Source organism: Pectobacterium polaris (genome assembly GCF_002307355.1).
GTDB classification, from domain to species: domain Bacteria; phylum Pseudomonadota; class Gammaproteobacteria; order Enterobacterales; family Enterobacteriaceae; genus Pectobacterium; species Pectobacterium polare.
Window position 1 is genome coordinate 4,441,713 of record NZ_CP017481.1, and the last position, 18,908, is coordinate 4,460,620.

Annotated in this window: 20 protein-coding genes and 3 pseudogenes; 18 read left to right on the forward strand and 5 right to left on the reverse strand. The window is 48.3% G+C overall.

All coding sequences use genetic code 11. From position 1 onward, the window contains the following. Nucleotides 1-73: 73 nt before the first annotated feature. From BJJ97_RS20030 to BJJ97_RS20045, 4 genes are all read left to right on the forward strand, one after another. Nucleotides 74-793: a hypothetical protein gene (locus BJJ97_RS20030; RefSeq protein WP_095995091.1), complete on the forward strand. Its 720-nt coding sequence runs from the start codon at nucleotides 74-76 to the stop codon at nucleotides 791-793. A 221-nt stretch (nucleotides 794-1,014) separates the two neighbouring features. Next, nucleotides 1,015-1,212, forward strand: a complete 198-nt coding sequence (locus tag BJJ97_RS20035) for a helix-turn-helix transcriptional regulator (protein WP_094432810.1) — start codon at nucleotides 1,015-1,017, stop codon at nucleotides 1,210-1,212. Next, a complete protein-coding gene (locus tag BJJ97_RS20040; RefSeq protein WP_095995092.1) occupies nucleotides 1,209-1,655 on the forward strand; it encodes a hypothetical protein in 447 nt (148 codons plus the stop codon). The genes BJJ97_RS20035 and BJJ97_RS20040 overlap by 4 nt, the downstream gene beginning before the upstream one ends. 14 nt (nucleotides 1,656-1,669) lie before the next feature. Continuing rightward, nucleotides 1,670-2,272 (forward strand): BRO-N domain-containing protein, encoded by a 603-nt coding sequence (locus BJJ97_RS20045; RefSeq protein WP_095995093.1) that lies wholly within the window; start codon nucleotides 1,670-1,672, stop codon nucleotides 2,270-2,272. Between the two features lie 87 nt (nucleotides 2,273-2,359). On the opposite strand, the gene BJJ97_RS22180 is transcribed toward BJJ97_RS20045, so the two are convergent. After that, the gene (locus tag BJJ97_RS22180; protein WP_005971433.1) at nucleotides 2,360-2,533 is read right to left on the reverse strand and encodes a YlcI/YnfO family protein; all 174 of its coding nucleotides are present in this window, start codon (nucleotides 2,531-2,533) and stop codon (nucleotides 2,360-2,362) included. A 192-nt stretch (nucleotides 2,534-2,725) separates the two neighbouring features. Here BJJ97_RS22180 and BJJ97_RS20055 point away from each other — a divergent pair, with 192 nt between their 5' ends. The 8 genes from BJJ97_RS20055 to BJJ97_RS20090 all read left to right on the forward strand — a co-directional run bounded on the left by BJJ97_RS20055 (nucleotide 2,726) and on the right by BJJ97_RS20090 (nucleotide 7,514). Continuing rightward, a complete protein-coding gene (locus BJJ97_RS20055) occupies nucleotides 2,726-2,917 on the forward strand; it encodes a host cell division inhibitor Icd-like protein (RefSeq protein ID WP_095995094.1) in 192 nt (63 codons plus the stop codon). After that, nucleotides 2,907-3,098: a hypothetical protein gene (locus tag BJJ97_RS20060; protein ID WP_095995095.1), complete on the forward strand. Its 192-nt coding sequence runs from the start codon at nucleotides 2,907-2,909 to the stop codon at nucleotides 3,096-3,098. The genes BJJ97_RS20055 and BJJ97_RS20060 overlap by 11 nt, the downstream gene beginning before the upstream one ends. Continuing rightward, nucleotides 3,088-3,324, forward strand: a complete 237-nt coding sequence (locus BJJ97_RS20065) for a hypothetical protein (protein ID WP_095995096.1) — start codon at nucleotides 3,088-3,090, stop codon at nucleotides 3,322-3,324. The genes BJJ97_RS20060 and BJJ97_RS20065 overlap by 11 nt, the downstream gene beginning before the upstream one ends. Then, nucleotides 3,317-3,526, forward strand: a complete 210-nt coding sequence (locus BJJ97_RS20070; protein WP_052201314.1) for a hypothetical protein — start codon at nucleotides 3,317-3,319, stop codon at nucleotides 3,524-3,526. The genes BJJ97_RS20065 and BJJ97_RS20070 overlap by 8 nt, the downstream gene beginning before the upstream one ends. Beyond that, nucleotides 3,523-3,750, forward strand: a complete 228-nt coding sequence (locus BJJ97_RS20075; protein ID WP_094432821.1) for a hypothetical protein — start codon at nucleotides 3,523-3,525, stop codon at nucleotides 3,748-3,750. The genes BJJ97_RS20070 and BJJ97_RS20075 overlap by 4 nt, the downstream gene beginning before the upstream one ends. After that, a complete protein-coding gene (locus tag BJJ97_RS20080) occupies nucleotides 3,750-6,443 on the forward strand; it encodes a TOPRIM and DUF927 domain-containing protein (protein ID WP_095995097.1) in 2,694 nt (897 codons plus the stop codon). Before BJJ97_RS20075 ends, BJJ97_RS20080 begins: the two co-directional genes overlap by 1 nt. A gap of 169 nt (nucleotides 6,444-6,612) precedes the next feature. Beyond that, entirely contained in the window at nucleotides 6,613-7,050 is a 438-nt protein-coding gene (locus tag BJJ97_RS20085) for a single-stranded DNA-binding protein (protein ID WP_095995098.1), read from the forward strand. Nucleotides 7,051-7,058: 8 nt separating this feature from the next. Beyond that, nucleotides 7,059-7,514 (forward strand): ProQ/FINO family protein, encoded by a 456-nt coding sequence (locus BJJ97_RS20090; protein WP_227003546.1) that lies wholly within the window; start codon nucleotides 7,059-7,061, stop codon nucleotides 7,512-7,514. A 67-nt stretch (nucleotides 7,515-7,581) separates the two neighbouring features. Here BJJ97_RS20090 and BJJ97_RS20095 read toward each other — a convergent pair whose 3' ends face one another. Then, nucleotides 7,582-8,151 carry a hypothetical protein gene (locus BJJ97_RS20095; protein ID WP_125460912.1) on the reverse strand — a complete coding sequence of 190 codons (570 nt, stop codon included), beginning with the start codon at nucleotides 8,149-8,151 and terminating at the stop codon, nucleotides 7,582-7,584. A gap of 184 nt (nucleotides 8,152-8,335) precedes the next feature. On the opposite strand from BJJ97_RS20095, the gene BJJ97_RS20100 reads away from it, so the two are divergent. From BJJ97_RS20100 to BJJ97_RS20120, 4 genes and pseudogenes are all read left to right on the forward strand, one after another. Further along, nucleotides 8,336-8,515, forward strand: a complete 180-nt coding sequence (locus BJJ97_RS20100) for a hypothetical protein (protein WP_095995101.1) — start codon at nucleotides 8,336-8,338, stop codon at nucleotides 8,513-8,515. A 77-nt stretch (nucleotides 8,516-8,592) separates the two neighbouring features. Next, nucleotides 8,593-9,555, forward strand: a complete 963-nt coding sequence (locus tag BJJ97_RS22350; RefSeq protein ID WP_227003547.1) for a phage baseplate protein — start codon at nucleotides 8,593-8,595, stop codon at nucleotides 9,553-9,555. Nucleotides 9,556-10,265: 710 nt separating this feature from the next. Then, nucleotides 10,266-10,466: a hypothetical protein gene (locus tag BJJ97_RS20115; protein ID WP_095995103.1), complete on the forward strand. Its 201-nt coding sequence runs from the start codon at nucleotides 10,266-10,268 to the stop codon at nucleotides 10,464-10,466. A 91-nt stretch (nucleotides 10,467-10,557) separates the two neighbouring features. Then, nucleotides 10,558-10,890, forward strand: a pseudogene (locus BJJ97_RS20120) (hypothetical protein); the annotation flags it as partial. A 721-nt stretch (nucleotides 10,891-11,611) separates the two neighbouring features. Here the strand turns inward: BJJ97_RS20120 and BJJ97_RS20125 are convergent. After that, a complete protein-coding gene (locus BJJ97_RS20125; protein ID WP_095995104.1) occupies nucleotides 11,612-12,049 on the reverse strand; it encodes a toxin YdaT family protein in 438 nt (145 codons plus the stop codon). 95 nt (nucleotides 12,050-12,144) lie between these two features. On the opposite strand from BJJ97_RS20125, the gene BJJ97_RS20130 reads away from it, so the two are divergent. Together BJJ97_RS20130 and BJJ97_RS20135 are read left to right on the forward strand one after the other, a co-directional pair. Then, a complete protein-coding gene (locus BJJ97_RS20130) occupies nucleotides 12,145-12,477 on the forward strand; it encodes a DUF4224 domain-containing protein (protein ID WP_227003548.1) in 333 nt (110 codons plus the stop codon). A gap of 528 nt (nucleotides 12,478-13,005) precedes the next feature. Further along, nucleotides 13,006-14,221, forward strand: a pseudogene (locus BJJ97_RS20135) (tyrosine-type recombinase/integrase). A 342-nt stretch (nucleotides 14,222-14,563) separates the two neighbouring features. Here BJJ97_RS20135 and BJJ97_RS22490 read toward each other — a convergent pair. After that, nucleotides 14,564-16,296 (reverse strand): annotated as a pseudogene (locus BJJ97_RS22490) (LeoA/HP0731 family dynamin-like GTPase). Further along, nucleotides 16,296-18,497 carry an AAA family ATPase gene (locus BJJ97_RS20145; protein WP_095995106.1) on the reverse strand — a complete coding sequence of 734 codons (2,202 nt, stop codon included), beginning with the start codon at nucleotides 18,495-18,497 and terminating at the stop codon, nucleotides 16,296-16,298. Before BJJ97_RS20145 ends, BJJ97_RS22490 begins: the two are co-directional and overlap by 1 nt. Nucleotides 18,498-18,908 lie beyond the last annotated feature (411 nt).

Consider the following 18,908-nt stretch of genomic DNA (forward strand, 5'->3'; position numbering starts at 1 on the left):
GGTTGATCCCCGAAAACCCGCACACCTCTGCGGGCTGGCATAGCCGCCAAAATCAGAGGGCGTGAGGTGGCGTATGCCTATTGTAGAAAACCTTCCTGATCTAACCCATTGGAAAACAGTACAGGAATTCAGTATTACTCAGGCCGCGTTATTACTATCGGGAATAGATCCTTATGATTATGTAAATGGCCTTGATGGTGTAAAAAACACCCATCATGAACGCTGGAAAATGGCTTGGGGAATATCTGAGGGTATAATAAGTGCTATTCGCCGTGGGGTGTTAACTCCGGTTCAATGCCTTGCTACTCGATGGGTTGGGGATGAGTGGAATAATCACGAGGAGCATTATGAGATTAGACCCACTGATCGTAAGCATGATATATCCAAAGATAAAACAATAATCACTCGCGACTCATTATTTGTGTGGGTTGAAAATGAGCGAGTGGATTTTGTCCGTAAATCTATACCAGTAAGACCTCGTGATTCTATTCCTCATTGGAACGCAAAATCATCACATATCGTCATTGATATGGAAACAGATAATAATGAAAAAACATTATTGCTGCCAAGCTATGAACACAAATGTGAAGGGCTAGATTTTGTTGAAGAAGCCATAAAACAATTCTGGTCAACATATGATGCGGATGATCCGACTACCGCCCCAACAAAACCAGAAATAATTGAATATCTTAAAGGGAAAGGGGCATCAACTAATCTTGCCGAAGCTGTAGACTTAGTTCTTAGGCCGTTCGCAGTTAGAAAAATCGGCAGAAGAAAATCAAATAAATCATAAATTTAATGCATACCCACCCTTATTGCTAATGGGTGGGTATTGATGGCACGGGAAGTTACCATCATTTAGTAAATCAGGGTGTATTTAACAGTTCTTTGTTGAAAATAGGTACCCATAGATAAGCATTATGGATGGGTGCGATAATTATTACCTCCCATCTATTTTTAATTCTCAGCAAGTGAAAATATCTCGTAAACCGCAATAGACGTTACGAGGTAAACATGTCCAATAATTTGATTCGTCTCCCTGAAGTCCAACGCCGTACCGGTTACAGTAAGGCATGGTTATATCGCCTTATGAAAGAACAGCGCTTCCCCGCAGCTATTAAGATTGGTTCTCGTTCGATTGCTTTCGTTGAAAGTGAAGTTGATGAATGGATTGATCAACGCATAGCAGAGTCTCGCGGGGAGGTTGCATAATGCAAATAAAAAACGCCCGTGCTACCGAGCGTCAACTTGAACAAATAAAACCTGCTGCGCAAACTAATATTACTGGTGGACATAATAGCCAGCCAGAGCGGATAAGGCCAGTCCCTAAGAAGCATCGCGCACGGGTTTTCATGCTACGTTCCGGTGCTGGTGGGTTTACTGAGAATGACATTCTTCGCCATTGCCGCCTTTCTTCTGGCCGGAATTACGCCACCGAATTAGAACGCCGGCTTGATATTCAATTAGAGCGTATTAACGAACCGAACACAGACGGGATCGGCAGTCACTATCGTTATCGGTTTGCAAAGCGCGATGATATTTCCCGCGTCATTAGGCTGGTAAACAACAATGCCGATATTAACGGCCACCAGCCGCTTACCCAGCAAGAAATTAACCACATTCTGATCCTGTACCCGGATTACGCCGCCAGCTAACGGAGCCTGATTTTATGAAATCAAAAAATAATGACCTTAACGGTCAGGGATTCGCTCCCCCTGAAAACAGCCGGAGCGATATTTTCAGAAAAGGTGAACAGGATATTTCTGTTATCAAATTTGAAGGCACAAAAGTGCGGGTAGTGAATATTTCTAGTGAGCCGTGGTTTGTGGCTAAAGATGTTTGCCAAGCATTGGAGATAACCGATCACAAAGTGCCACTGCGTCGGCTTGGTGAGCATGAAAAGGTGGGGTACTCAGTACCCACCCTTGGCGGTATCCAGAAGATGGCAATTGTTTCAGAACCAGGCTTCTACAAACTCATTGCTCGAAGCCGTAAGGCTTCCGTTGAAGGAACTGCAGCCTATCGCTTTAGTGAATGGGTATTTGGTGAGGTTATCCCATCCATTCGTAAAACAGGCTCTTACGGTGTGCCGTGGGCATTCCTGCATGACTTCACGCAACGTAAACAATCCTACCTCAAGCAGGCCAGTAAGAAAGGCCGCGATCTGCAAGCCTGCAAACAGCAGAAGCAACGCTTAAATACGGAGGAAGAACAGCTATGGCGTGAGTATCAACCAGCCTTACCACTGGCGGGAGATAGCGATCATGATTAATCGCCTGTATCTCACCAGCACTGCGCATACTGTATACGAAATGCGCCCGCACCGTTTAGCCAACGCAATTGTGCGTTTGCTTGCTGGCTACTCTTTTGATTTCTTGCGTTGCCGGTATTTCACTTCACGCTGTAAAGCAGAAACAACGAATTGCCCAGTTGTTTCACCTTCTTCTTTTAGTGCCTCAACCTCTTTAACCACTTCATGTGGGACACGGGCGGCAATAGTTTGCGACCGGCCATTGACTGCTTTCGTTGCCATATCAGCGTTTCTCCGTTTTAGGTGTTCAACAGTATGGCATGGAAAAAGTGATTGTAAACGCTTGACGTGTTCAACACCTTGCAATAGGCTGGTGTTCAACACCTTATCCACAGGTGTTACACAACTAACGAAGCCCAGCAGTGCGGGAACACTTACTGGGCTTCTCACCACACCGTTATTAGGAGTAACGCTATGGCTGATTCACAGTCTACCCAAACTCACCCCAAATTTATATGGCGCTTTCTGGCGCTGGGCATGTCGTCTCGCCGCATTATTCGCATTGTCGCTACTACCGAGCACGAAGCACGGGAAAAATCCCCGTCTGGCTGTGTCATTGTTTTCGCTGGTCGCCTGCCCGTTCAGGAGGTGCGCTATGTTCGATAACACCCCGTTAGAGCTGGAAGAAATTATCGACCAATGCCGCGCACTGGCCTACGCCGCTGTTAATACCGATGCGCCACAAGCACGTGAAATCCTGCTGTTTGTCCTGCAAGAACGTATCGATCACCTTTACCGCACCAGTCAGGCAGAACCAGCACAAGCGGAGGTGTCCCATGTTGCGTGACTCTACGCTGTCTCAGGCAGCACAGCAGGCCGATCAGTTGTGCGTTCTGCTGCTGTTACTTGAACAGACTCACGAACAATTAAGTGAAGTCGATATGGCTACGGCGTTAGGGCTTGCCCGTGATCTATCGGCCAACCCTGCTTTATGGCTGCTGGATGAGCAACAAAAGCAAAGCCGATGCCGTGAAGGTGATGCCCCTGAAAAAACGGAGGTGCCCCATGCCTAACCAGACGCCAACCATTACCGCCACGCTGCAAGTTACCCCTGATTTCACAGGGCGCGTGCTGGTGTACGTGAAGAACGGCAGAGCCACCAGCGACCGCCGACTATTCGATGATGAGCTGGTGGCCGGACTCGATACCTTTCTGGAGCTGGCAACCCGTGCAGGCTATCAGGTGATTTCACCGGACACAGGAGCGGCAGCATGAGCAAGCAGGTTTATGAGATTTGTTGCCAGGTTGAGGAAGCGTTACACCACGTCAAAAAATCGAAAGAGATCCTTGATATGTGGCTGAACCTCATCCCAAACGATGAAGCCCGCGAGGGTGAATCTATCCGCGTCGCTATCGTGATGGATCAGGTTATCGAAGCCATTTCCTGTCTGAATAAGGCGGAAGCTATGGGCAGCAACAAAACAGGAGAGGCGCGATAGTGCGTAATATCGATTTTATCCGCAAGGTATCCGCTGCTGCTGCGGGTCGCTGGCCTGATGTGCTTTCTCAATTGGGGATTGAGGTTCCCCGTCACCCGACAACGCTCACCCCTTGCCCAGCCTGCGGCGGTACCGATCGCTTTCAGTTCGATAATCTGGAAGGACGCGGGACATGGCATTGCCGCCACTGTGAACCGGAAGCCGGTGACGGGCTGGCGCTGGTGATGAACGTTCGCCAATGTGCCGCGATGGATGCCGCGCAGAGGGTGGCAGAGGTATTGGGTATTGATACCCGGACACTGGAACAGGCCACCCGCCAGAGCGACACCCGACACCTGCCAATGGAAAATAACGGGCGTTCCCCTGCCGTTGAAGAAAAAGCCCAGCGCTTTGCCCCGCGTCTGGAGAAGCTGACCACGCAGGCACATCCGGGAGAGTCTGCATATCTGGCCGGAAAGGGGTTAACCGGCTTTTCGTATCCGCTGCTGTCTGATGGCACCCTATTGCTGACGTTACAGGACGCGAACGGTACCACCACCGCCGCACAGACGATAAAACCCGATGGCAGCAAGCGACTGGTGACCGATTCCGCTAAGCGCGGGGCGTATCACGTTGTTAATGCCTCAGAACAGCCCGATACGGTGATTATTGGTGAGGGACTGGCGACCGCGTTAAGCGTTCACCTGATGCGCCCTGATGCGCTGACCATCGCCGCTATCGATGCAGGCAACATGGTGCCGGTCGCAAAGACGATGCGTGCTCTGTATCCCAATGCGCAAATCATCCTTGCCGCGGATAACGACATCGTGGCAGGTAAGCCAAACGCGGGGAAGGACTGGGCAGAGAAAGCCGCCCGCGAGGTGAACGGCTGGGTATCCCTACCGCCCACCAGCGAAAAAGCCGACTGGGATGATTACCGCCAGCAATACGGACTGACCGCCGCGGCACAGGCGTTTGCCGATTCGCTCTATCCAGTGTCTAGCGGTGATAAACCGGCGCGTGACGACCCGTTAAGGCCGCGTGTCGAGAGCCGTAGCGATGGAGTTTTCTGGCTTACCCCCAAAGTGGATAAAGACAGTGGCGAGGTGATCAACAACGAAAGCTGGCTATGCTCCGCGCTGAACGTGGTGGGCATTGGTCGGGATGAAAAAGACCAATACCTGATACTGCGCTGGCGGGCAATCGGCGCAAACGCGGATACCACGCATGCTATCCCGTTGGCTGATATCGGTGAACGCGAAGGCTGGCGAACGCTGAAAAACGGCGGCGTGAACGTCACCACCAAAAACAGCCTGAGGGCGATACTGGCCGACTGGCTCCAGCGCAGCGCCGTGCATGAGATTTGGCATATCGCCCACGCCACAGGCTGGCAGTGTGGTGCCTACATCATGCCGGACGGTGAAATTATCGGACAACCCGACAGGCCGGTACTGTTCAACGGTCGCAGCTCTGCGGCGGCGGGCTACACCGTCAAAGGCACCGCCGAAAGCTGGCGCACCAACATTGCACGGCTGGTGGACGGCAACTATTCCATGATGACCGGCATAGCGGCGGCGTTATCCGCTCCGCTTATTGGGCTATCTGGTTCGGACGGATTCGGTATCCATTTCTATGAGCAATCCAGTGCCGGTAAAACCACGGCGGCGAATGTCTCTGCCAGTCTGTACGGCAACCCCGATTTACTGCGCCTGACATGGTACGGCACCGCGCTGGGGCTGGCGAACGAAGCCGCCGCCCACAATGACGGCCTGATGCCACTGGATGAAGTCGGGCAAGGCGCTGACCCGGTGAGCGTGGCGCAAGCCGCCTATGCCCTGTTTAACGGCGTGGGCAAACTACAGGGTGCCAAAGAAGGCGGCAACCGGGATTTAAAGCGCTGGCGCACGGTGGCGATCAGCACTGGCGAAATGGATTTGGAAACCTTCATCGCCAGCGTAGGCAGAAAGACCAAAGCCGGCCAACTGGTACGCCTGCTGAATATCCCGTTAAGCAAAGCGATGCGCTTTCATGAGCACAACAACGGCAAACAGCACGCCGATGCGCTGAAAGATGCCTACCAGCGGCACTACGGCGCAGCCGGGCGCGAATGGATTAAGTACCTTGCCGACCACCCGCAACAGGCTATCGAGGCCGTGAGAGCCGCCGAAATGCGCTGGCGCGGGTTAATTCCATCTGATTATGGCGAACAGGTTCACCGCGTGGCCGCTCGCTTTGCCGTGATGGAAGCGGCGCTATCGCTGGGCAAGGTGATTACTGGCTGGGATGAGCAGACGAGCCGCGACGCGATACAGCACAGCTTCAATGCCTGGGTGCGTGAATTCGGTACCGGCAACAAAGAGCACCAGCAGATTATCGAACAGTGCGAAGCGTTCCTGAATGCGTGTGGGTTAAGCCGGTTCGCGCCGCTGCCTTACGACCGTACCAGCCTGCCTATACGGGATTTGGCCGGATACCGTGAACGGGGCAAGCACGACGATTCACCGATGGTGTTCTACACCTTCCCCGCCGCGTTTGAGGGAGAGATAGCCAAAGGGTTTAACGCCAAGCAGTTTGCCGAAATACTGCGCGGTGCGGGCATGTTGACCCCGCCCACCAGCGGGCGCGGCTATCAGCGTAAGTCTCCGCGCATTGATGGGCGACAGATAAACGTCTACGTCCTTCAGTATCGCCCGGAAGACGACCAGCCAGAATAGGATTGCTTCACACACGTAGAAAGTATGTTGGTTCAGTTAGTTCAGTTGGTTCAATGTGTAAAGACGGTTGTTATGTAAGGAAAATATTTTCCATGTTGAACCAACACTGAACCAACAAAGGGGCATTTTGAACCAACAGCGATAAATGGCTGAGGGGAGGAAAACAACCATGACAGCACAAATTTCCGCTTATGGTCGCCTGGTGGTGGACGTGCAGAGCCGCACCACCAGCAACGGTAACACGATGAGTTTCACCCGCATGGCGGTACCGCTGCCCTGTCAGAAGGCAGAGAACGGCGAGGCCACTTTCTGGCTGGCGGTGACAGTCTTTGGCAAACAGGCGGATGCGCTGGCGAAACACCAGAAAGGCGACATGATGAGCGTATCGGGCAACATGCAGATCACCCAGTGGACAGACGGCCACGGTAACGCACAAACCGGCTACCAGGTGATTGCCGACAGCGTGGTAAGCGCCCGAACGGTGCGACCCGGAGGCCGTAAAGGTGCCGCAGGCCAACCCACTGACGCGCTACGCCGCGCACACGAACAAAGCGTACAGGGTAATAGCCACCTTACACCTGATTTCAGCGATGACGCGCCATTTTGAGGAATACCATGATGACAGAGAACACACGTATCGTATTGCGTCTTAAGCGTGCCACCGTGAACAAGGTAACAACGCCGGGACATGTCACAGCCAAATCTTCACAGGCAACAGACAAAACAGGTAATAAGCAGCACCGCAAGAACCGGAAAAAACTCGAACGGCTGGTTTTACTCTGGCCGGATGCGTTCAATCTGGAAAATCCCCGCCCGTTGGCTATCGGGATCGATAAGGCGCTGGCGGCAGATATTGAACGTCGCCAATTATCCGGGGCGGGCTCGCTGCGTTTTTCGCTGGGGTTGTATGTCCACCGCTCTGCCTACATCAAAGCGCTGGCCGCTGGTGGGCAACGCTACGACCTGAACGGCAAGCCTCTGGGGGAAGTCACCACCGAACAGCAGGAGCGTGCCAGAGCGCAGCGCAAGCAGAAAACCGCCCTGCGCACAGAGGATGCAAAATGCGCCTGACAGCAGAGCAGAAGGCGGAGATTATCCGCCTTAAAAAACAGGAATTGATTGCCTCGGTAGCACAGAATTATTTGGGCTGAGTCGAGTTAGGGGGGATTTCAAGATAAGAAAATAAACACATGATTAATGCGCTATATAGGCAAATCAGCTTTGCCCTGTTTGGCGTATCCCTTGATTCAAGTGCATATCTGTATTTAGTCTTTCCGTCTTCATCATAAGTCTCTATTTGAAATTCACTCAGCGGAAAGGACAAATAAGTTTCAGCTAGGCCTCTAACATGATGATGAACAGTATCAATTTCACTATCTTTAATGGCTGTCACTGAGAGTCTATGTGCAAATGAATTTCTTATATCATTGATTTTTTTAATCGACTTATAAGCACTTTCTGGCAACCCTGTGAGCTGACACATTTTAAGTTTCTGGAAAAATTCCATTTGAAAATCACCAGACTGAGGGGCTTCACTAAAGAGGTTGTCATGTCCTGTTATGCCACAAATCCATGCCTCCAGAAACTTCTCGCAAAGCAAATGAATCCGTAAAACAACGCCCAAATCATCCTCGCTGTTCGCAATCTTAATCATAGGCAGAGCTATACCAATGCTGCCATAGTAATTCATAAATGATTGAATTTTCACTTTATTTAACCACTCCGCATCCAACAAATTAAAGATAAATCGATAATAGCGCCATCGAACGTTAAGTGACATGCCACTGGATAAAAATCACACCCATTAACATCCCTATATTTGCAACACTTGTTGATATAATTTTAATTTATGCAACAATAACCACTGTATAAATATCATGTATGGGTGTTATATGACCGCACGCGGGAAAGTGGTACCGATATTACTCAGCAAAGAACAGGTAGGCGCAATTCGTCGTATTCAGGAGCAGGAACGCAGCAAGTCACCGCTGGGCGTTGCGCCAACCATCCATGTGATTGCGCGTAGCCTGATGGATAAGGCGTTAAAGGAAAGCGAAGTAGCACATGGCTGAAGCCATTGATTCGCTGGTGATATTAATGGCCTGAATGTCATGACGGTGATTTCTCACTATGACGTGGATTTATGGCAATGAAAGAAAATACTGAACTGTACGGCGTTTATGACGCTGGCTTTAATCATCGATTTGACGGTATCACGGTACTGAAAGCGTCGATTACCCGCGACGCCAAAATGATGGAGCACCCACTGGAGGACGGCAGCACCATAACCGACCATCGCATTATTCTGCCTATTGAGATTGAGATAGCGGCGCTGATCCCTGTGGCGCAATCTAACAGCCTCTATACCGAAATCCGGCAGGCGTTCACCAGCACTGAGCTATTTTCAATAAACACCCGATCCGGTGTTTATCCCAGCATGGCAATGTCGGCCATGCCGCACGAAGAAGACCCTACGAACGCCGACATGATCCCTATCGTGTTGCGATTCAAGGAAACGATTCTTGTAGAAACGCAGTACCAGGCATTGCCGCCGAGAAAGGTTAAATACCCAAAGGATTCCAGCACCGTTAATCGAGGTGAACAAAAGGCCGAATATGCACGGCATTGCGGTGTAAGCCGTCAGACAGTGTACGACTGGGTGAAAAAGGGTGAGGTCATTCTTTCTGGCGTGAAGATCGATGTCACAGCGACCGAACAGAAACGTGCTGGTGGAAATCATGCCAGTGATTCGCCGTGGCCACATCGCACAATGGAAATGACGTGGAAACAGGCCGCTGAATGGGTGAGCCAACACGATGGAGAAAAGCCTGATGAGGATAATCATGACGATCGATTAACTCGTCTGGCGGCTGCTGCGGATGAGTTGGGCTATGGCGTTGATGGCAGCGAATACGACGAACAGGAATCCGTAATTGCTCTATACATGGACGGCAGTGTACGACACGAATTCTACGATGAAGGATGCGTGGATGCGGCGATCACTTTTTTGCGGGCAGAACTTTTCTATGTCGCATTCCGTGTTGATGATGAGGCTGATTGGAGTCCTCAGGGATTATCAGCGTTGTGCTTACGGCAAGGCAAGAAAATATAAACCACCAGCCAGGAGAAGGGCAGCAATCTTGACAGGGCTTGACGCTTTTTATCTGGGTGTAAAGCCGGGATGCACAAAAGTGTCAGATTTGCCGTGATAGCGTCAAGTTCCCCCTCAATGTGTAAAGCGCTCAATATATAGATTTATATAGGTTATCAGCAGGATGAATCTAACTTAATCAGCCTGTTATCGGGTGCTCTCCACATCATTGATGAGCGTCAGACTCCAGATCATTGGCCTGTAAAGTACGCGCAGCCTGATGCTAAGATTTGCTAAGGTTATCCGCTCGATGTATCGGAATGTATCGGCTTTTCTGGTGAAGGTGTAAAGCGCGAACATAACTAATCCTTACGTTCGGCCAAAAACGAAACCTGAAGGTTTACACAATTCTCAAAAACGAAACGGATACGGGTTTATATCTTCTGGACACATCCAGATAAGCCCCAATTAGTTGTGAGTGCGTGTCTGATGATGTTGCCGCGGCCACCGGCTGCCGACTGACGTATACACAGGCTGATGAAGCAGGGGCGTCACTCCGCGCAGTTGGTTTCGTTCTGATTAAAAACATCCCCGCGCGTGGCAGTTGCTCGGCAATTGTGGGAAGTGAGGCGGTGACCATCACAAGGCGCATTTGCGAGTAGGCATGATGACCATTAAAATTTTTCTTTCTGTTGCCGATAATCTTTATCTCATTAATAAAGGAGCTAAAGATGAACTTTGATGATTTGAGTAGAATGATGAGAGAGCATGATGATTTTGAAATTAACTTCGCTCCACATTATGTAAAAATTCTTCGCGCCCTGGCTGATAGTATTGAGGCAGGTGAAGAAATTGGTGTTGAGGGCAAACTTTTAATGTCTCATGATGCTCCTGGTGTAACCACCTATACGGTGATAACTCATAAAAAATAGTTATAGCCGCCTCCGGGCGGTTTTTTATTGCCATCACACCATTCATTCCTGAGCGAGTGAATAGCGTAATAGTTTTATCAGGGGAATCAAAATGGCAAGACCGGACTGGGGGGCGCTGCAAGACAAGTTCCTCGCCGAGCACGCCAAGACCGGTATCTCAGCCAAAGACTGGTGTGTGGCGAAAGGACTGAATTACGCCAGCGCCAAGCTCCATATCAAAGTTACGAATTACGGTGCGAATTCGCAGAAGTCAGGAGCGCCACCCGTCAAGGCGAAGAAGGCTGCAAAAGAGAAGCACGAATCACCGAAGGCCGAAAATCCTCCAGAAACGAAACCGATTCGCGGATCGCGTACCGCACCACCCGTTAATCCATTCCAGCCCGGCAATCAGCATGCGTTAAAGCACGGCGGATACGCTCTGCGTGCCGCAGCCTCCAGAATGTTTACAAATGTTGGTGTTCAGGCGTTTCTCAAATCAGTACAGGGCGAAGCCATAAACGACGCTATCATGACGCCGGGAACATGGAGAAACTCACGTTAACGTCGACAGAGCGTGCGGAACGCGCTTATTGAAGTTGGCGTAAATTTAATACTGTTTAATACGGATTGCCTACACCAATTCACAGCAAGGCCTTATACAGATAGGCTTACAGCGTGATTGCTCAAAAATCCCGTCTTAAATTTTTCTCCGCCCTGTCCGGGCTATTTCACCAATAAATTAGACAGGGTTAGACGGATTGAGATAACGAAAAGCGGGTAATGCCTTATCTGGCAAGCGATGTAGGCCAACCGCTACAAATACCCGTCCCCAAAAAGCCGAAATAGTTTTATTTACTTTTACATAATTGAGCATGGATTTTAAGCCATGCCCGCGCCACCGCTGGCTTTAACGGCAATTTTTGCTCATGAGGTGTAAAACAAAAAATCGATCATCACCACACCCTTTTCCTACAGGCTGATACAGGTTATATGCAGAAAAATAGTAAGAAATAGTAAGGTATTGACCTATCACCATAGCGACAAATATAGACGTTTAAGCCGAATTGCAGGCGTACCTATCTTTGATGACAGGAACAAATAGTAACGTTGTGAGCGTTACTGACGATCGGAGAAGCCTTTTTCCCGTATATTAAAGGCTAGATGATCTATGTTTTTTCTATATAGCGCAGTATCACATCAAACGATTTCTGCGCAGCCCTGACGCGTAGTGCCACTTCCCGATCCTTCAGAACAATAGCAATAAGTGCCGCCGATATTTCACGCAATAATATTGATATCAGATAGCTCTCTTCATCACCTTCTATACGCACCCTTCTTTCAATTGGTAAGGCTGCGATGATAGCAGGCCTCAGAGCTTCTGATTTAGCTTGTGACGCACGGGAGTCAGAGCGAAGCCAGCGAAAGATCTGCTGCCGATTGTTGTAGATAGCCTTACAATCAGCAACACCGTTGTTTTCTATCCGTCTCAGGCGAATAGAATCATTACCGCCTAACAAGAAGAATTGCTTCGTTATCTCGATCGCTACCTGTTCCTGCCCATCTTTCACCGCCCAATTTTCAACTTCAGCTTTTAAGCGATCCATTGTGTATCTCCCAGTCAATTGATTTGGCTTAATCAGATTTCAATTGCCTTTGACTGTTTCAATACCCAAGCGACATAAGAAAATGGTCAATAGATATGTCCCAGCATTATCCCGCTTTGGGTATTAACCAAGAAGTATCAGCACAGGAGGATGAAGTGGAAGAACGCGATCCAAGCATGACGTTAATTACCGATGAGGACATGATAGAAATTACCGGGGCTCACTACCCAAGCGTGCAATGCCAGATACTAAGGGAAAATGGGATACCTTTCGTCAGGCGCAGGGATGGACGACTGCGCACCACCTGGTACAATTTCAACCATCCCTTTAGCACCCGTAACAAGCAGCCAGAACCAGAGCCAAACATAGAGCCTAACTTTGCTGGTTTGGATCTCCCTTCCCCAAAGAGAAGAAAGAAATTAGCATGATGTTGGTTCAAGTAGGGGTTCGTGTTGGTTCAAAATGGCATGGTGTTGGTTCAGTTTTTGAGAAAATAATTAATGAAAACAATCATCTTTACACATTGAACCAACTGAACCGACTGAACTAACATACTTTTGCTTATATATGCGTTTTCAGAGGGGTGGATTATCGAGCCGATCAGTAGTGTGAGGAAAATTATGGTCATCCAATCCCCTACCCTTTCAGATGAAATTGCCCAAAAACACCGCACGCAAAACAATATGGGGGTATCATTGGGGGTATATATAAAAACACAACAAAAATAAAACAATATAAATCAAGTCATTAAATCTTACGTTTCACTCCTGTAGGGTTTTTTTATGCCTCAAATTCAGTGAATTAGCTATAAATTCGCTGATTTCAGTCAACCAGACTCTACCGACATCTCCGTACATCAAGTAGGATTTGTTGGTATAAGTGATGGTACAAGCCCGTTCAATGAATTCTTATACCGACAGCCAGCGTATGCCGACACCTCAATATGGATATCAGCTATCCCACTCATCGATGCAAAAGTCAGAAGAGCCAACCAGAAGACAAGGCTTATAAACTTACCGATGGTGAAGGGATGCATCTGATGGTCCATCCTAATGGCTCAAAGTACTGGCGTCTGCAATACCGCTTCGACGGCAAACAGAAAACGCTGGCGCTTGGGGTATACCCTGAAATTACCCTGTCTGAAGCCCGGCAACGCCGTGATGAAGCCAAACGCCAGATTGCTACCGGGACTGATCCCAGCGAACATAAGAAGGTGGATAAACAACTACGCCAAACGCTCGTTGATAACACCTTTAAAGCTATCGCATTGGAATGGCATGAATATAAGCGCCCTAACTGGTCGAAGGGTTACGCTGAAGACCTGATGGAAGCGTTTGAGAATGACATCTTCCCTGATATCGGCAAACGCCCTATTGCTGAGATTAAGCCGCTGGAAATGCTAACCTCACTGCGCAAACTTGAAAAACGTGGCGTACTCGACAAGTTGCGTAAGATTCGCCAAGCCTGTAATCAGGTGTTCAGCTATGCGATTGTCACTGGCCGGGCGGAAAACAACCCAGCATCAGAACTGGCAAGCGCCCTTCCCCCACCAAAAGCCACGCACTACCCTCACCTGCTGCCAGATGAACTGCCGGATTTTCTACGCGCATTATCAACTTACTCGGGTAGTAAGGTCACACAACTTGCTACACGTATCCTGATGCTTACCGGCGTTCGCACTATCGAATTACGGCAAGCAGAATGGAAGGAGTTTGATTTTGAAAAAGGGCTCTGGGAAGTACCGAAAGAACGCATGAAAATGCGTCGCCCTCACCTCGTGCCCCTTTCCGATCAAGTGATCGATGCTCTACAACAGCTCTATGCCGTTACTGGACGCTATAATCTGGTTTTCCCTGGACGTAACGACATCACCAAACCGATGAGTGAAGCCAGTATTAATCAGGTACTGAAACGGATTGGTTATCACGGCAAAGCGACAGGCCACGGCTTTCGCCACACCATGAGCACCATACTGCACGAACAAGGCTATAACACCGCCTGGATTGAATTACAGCTTGCCCATGTGGATAAGAACACGATTCGTGGAACGTATAACCATGCGCAGTATTTGGAGCAGCGGCGCGGCATGTTGCAGTGGTATGGGGATTATGTTGATGGGCTGGAGCATGAGGATGTGAAGAGAAGGTTGTGGTGATGGGGAAACGAAAGTAGGCAGGAAGATAATTAGCCGGAGTTGTTCCGGCTTTTACACAATGGCATGTAGTTCAATGATTTCAACGGGATCGCTCTAGAGAGATCCCGTTGAGTAGGAATATCCAAGCTCATATCAGAAGATAACGCTGAGATATCAGATGAATTAGCCGCTACTCAGCAGGACACTGATCTACGAAAAAGTGAGGCTAAATCTGTCGGCTGAACTCACAGCACTGGCCAGCCCATAAAAGAGAAGTAAGGCTGCCATGCGAAAGTGGACTCATAGCCCATAGTGGGTTAAAAATTCGGCCACTATGAAAGTAGGACTAAATCCAGATTGCATTCATCAGCATGAGCAGGCTATACCGTCTGATAAGGCACATTTCCTATGGTTGTAATACGGGTGAATTCAGCATCAATGGCTTCAGCTTGCAACCGCCATTCGGCAAAACGTTTCTGGCGCTTTTTGCTCTCATCAAGCGACTTTTCAAGTAGGTTCAGTTCATCATGCAGCTTGATATAGCCAGCAAAAAATGTCGGAATAAAGTCATCTGCATCCAGAGTTTCAAGAGTTTTCTCTCGTTGGTCAGTAAAATTATTCACCATTTTAATCACTGCTTCAGCAAACATTTTTTCACGCTTATGTTGTTCCCATGTGTCCCAGGCTTCCATTGCCAGCCCAAGTACGGACAATGCACCATTCAACCCTTTAGCCAGATTTACCGCCCCCCACGGGTTAAATTTCAGAATTTTTCCCAGATCAACCCCCACCATTTTTGCCAGTGAGACAACACCATCGCGTGCGGCGATAACCGTAGTGTTATTGATGACCTTGCTTTTGACAACGTAATCCAGCCCCTGCTTACCCATAGCAGTCAGGTTGCCGTTGTAGTGGCTGATATCAGCCTGATAACCTATTTCCATGCGTTGCAGCGCCTGAGCAACAGTGCGCAATCGGCGTTCAAACTCATTATCTAAACGGGTAGAGATAACAACACCTTTGTCGCCCACCTCACGTTCAAAAAATTCGGTGTAAGTTTCCAGGCTCAATCCTTTGGCCTGCAGGATCAGATCGCTGAAGTAATTGACGACGAACTCTCTCAGTTTAATTCGGGTTTCTGAAATGTTAACCTGCATTGTCCCCATCTCTTTACTCATGCGTTGATGGATCGTGTTAAGGTCGGAGACTTCCTGTGTAATGCGCTCGTCATTCTCAATCGCCACTGGTAGTTGGCGAGTCAGCATGTCGCGAATTACGCTTCTTTTTGTCTCTTCCCCAGCGCAAGTACACCGCCGCTACGCTCAATTTTTTCGCTGGTGGCCTGCTGCAACGTACTAATGTGTGATAAGGCGCGAAACTTATCGGGATTACCCAGCCAGTATTCGGTTCCCATATCAAACGGGTTCGCTGCCACAGCAACAATGCTTAACGCATCACGCTCCTGCGGGGTCAAAGCAATCAAATCCTGTAAACGAGAAGCCACGTTCTCGCGCTTAACATTCGCGTTTGAGTGATAATCAGCCTCATCTTCAACGTCGGCGACTTCGTCAAAGCGGCTGAGCACAAAGACAGTGCGATCTAGTAAATTCAGCGTACGGAACAACCACTCCAGATCCTGTTTATGGCTCTCTTTGATCGGGTTAGTGGAGTTCATCACATACAGCACCAGATGTGCTTCACTAACGTACTTCTTAGTCATATCTTTATATTTTTCAACGGACTGGACATCTTCATTGAACTGTTCTTTAAAGCCAAATAGCCCTGGAGTATCAATCAGCACAAAATCGGAACCCACATCGTAAATTTTGACTTCGTTGGAGGATTCCTGATGGCTGATTTTCATGCTGGCTTTATCTAGCTTCTCCATCCAAGCGGCTGCAATAGAGGTTTTTCCTTCGGAAAAGCCGCCAATTAATGCAATGTGCAGCTTGCCATTGGCTGCACTCTCTTTAGCTGCCTGCAGCTTATGAAATAATTTGGGGTCCATCTGCACGCCAACGGATTCCCCCTGTTGCAGGAAATCACTAAGACTGTTTAGCAATGCAATATTCTGTGTTTGTTGAGTTTTAAACACATCAAGTGTCTTTTTCATTATTTTGCTCCTGATGTTTCAATGCTGACGGACAGTTGGCGTAGTTTTTGGCTGGCGTCTTTTAAAATATTGTTGGTATGGGAAGCTTGGCGCACGGGCTCCTGCAGCATGGCTTTTAACTGTTCGACCTTCTCATCAAGCTCGGGGAAGGCGCTTTCCAACCCATCACTGATGGAAGCTTTAATTTTGCGTGCAACGTTACTCAGGTTTTCATCTGCGGACTGACGTTGCTGAGACATTTTGTAGCTGGAGCTGAAGAAGCTGCGCACCGCTTTATAAAATGCGAATACTAGCCCGGCTAGCGCAGGAGCCAGTACGATCCATCCTGCGGGATTCCAGAACAGTAGTGCGCCTCCGGCAAGCGTTGCCAGTAAACTGGTGAGTTTGATGCCGCTATCAATGTCGATTCTCACATCAAACTGCCCCTCAAATTTATGCTGTTGCAGCTTGGAATAGGTTGCAAGTATCTCTTTGGCATATTGCTGAAAGCGACGAATGACCTCTTCGGTTTCATCTTTAAAAATATCCAATTCACACTTAAGAATACCCGGCAGTTCTTTTTCCAGCTCAGCATGCTGCAGTGTGAGGCAATCTTCTAGTTCAGTTTTGAAACGATCGTTGCTGATGTCGTTATTAATCTCGGCATAGACGCGCTGACGGGCGCGGTTTTTGAATTTTTCTACCGCTTCTTCGCCTTGGTCTGCCAGACGCGATTTCAGCGATGCAAGCGACATATCCAGCAACTGGTGGGCATTCTGCATTTCCTCGTCCAGTTGCTTTGACAGTTTTCCGTAAGTTTCTTTTTGCAGATAGGTAATTTCCTTGGTGGCTTCTTCCACGGTTTTACGCGCTTTACTGACGTTAGAACGAGTGATTTTTTCTTTGCTGTTAGTCACTAGTTTCTGTGTCAGCAAGTTCAAAAAACTGCTCAGTCCTGTCTTATCGAGCACCTCATCTTTTTCAAAGTTTTCTAGCAATTTGCTACGTTTTTTAAGATTTTCCGACCCTGGAACAAAGTGTTCTGCCACACTCAGAAATGCAGGCATTGCACTGAGTGTGCAACTATCGCGGTAATTATCACCAAGCTGCTCATGCATTTTTGTATTCAGATCGACCAAGCTTTGCTCTTCGTCAGGACTTAGCAACACTGGACGATTTAGCTGCATCGGATTGGTAATCCGCTTGTTAAACAACGTCCAGACTTCTGTCTGAGCATTAAGGTGTGCTTTGATCTTTTCCAGCGTACCTGGATTATTTTCATCACCTTTTTGCGGCGCTGCTGCTTTGCTGGTGACGTAGAACACAGCATGTGCTTTTTCTACCGCCTGCTGGATTTGCGCCAGCACTGTACTCTCTTTACCTTCGATGCCGGGTACATCCAACAAGGCAAAACGCTGTTGATTAGCTTCAAAGGGATAGAGTGTAGTGTCCATGGTGAAATCGGACACCCCCGTACCAATGATTTCACCATCTGCCAGATGTGCCAGTTCGGCAAATTTTGCCAGTTGTATACTTTGCAACTGCCGTAGCTCTGCGGTTTTCGCATCGCAATCAATCTGCTGCCTTTCTAGATCTTTGAGCTCAGCGGCTTTTTCAATATTTAGTGCGCGTTGCTTCACAAGTAAGTGAGCATGCTCTTTTTGTTCCGGTGTTTTTCGCCATAAATTGAGTAACTTCTGCCATAAAGAGCCAAGCTGTTGCTGCGCGAGAATAAGCGCACTGATAGCATTGATTTGCTGATGTAGCGCCGTTTCTCGGTCAATGTACTGTGAGTTGATGACTTCTATCGTCTGGGACAGTTCGTTGGCTATTTTTTGATTGTCGTCCAACGACCACTGTAATTTTTCGATATCGCTGTCAGTAAGATGATACCGTTGCTGAAATTCACGGAAGGCTTTCTGGCGCTGTTGTTTACTCTCTTCTTTCAACAAAATACGCAGCGTTTCAATGACCGTCGATTTCCCTGCATTAGTTTCACCATAAAAGGCGATGGTGAATCTGTCCCACTCAGCATTTCGTCGAAGACTATCAATATTATCATTTAAGGCCTTACAAAAGGCCTCCAGTTTCTTACGGGCATCTTCATTCGTTTTTTTCAGCGTCTCATCGGTAGTATCCTGAGTGAGATTGCTGATAATTCTCCCAACCTCCTGAGATACCCTTTGATAAAGCGAATGTGGCGTTTCAACGTCAACTAACATAAAGCATCCTTTCAAAGCACAACATATTCTATATGTAATGATGATGAGCAAACCCATATTCACTGAACATCAAGTCCGGTGATATGTTCGGGGAGCATTTCAGGGCGTTTGTTAAAATAATTTGCCCTATACGCAGAAGCCTCCATCTGTATCTTGTAACAGTTTGAGTTGGTGTTTTTTTTAAAAATACCTAATAAAACAACGGCAGATCAGAGTTTTTCTTTAATGAAACTGGTCGCAGTGACGTTTCAAATATCAGCTTCTGGCACAGAACAGCACTAAAAAACACTCCAACAGCAATGTACCAAACGCAACTGTTCATGACAGATTAAATATCTATTCAATGTCTGCATTTTTCACTCTGCCCGACAGAAGAAAATCGGCTCAGTGCAATCTCACTGAGCCGGCAAC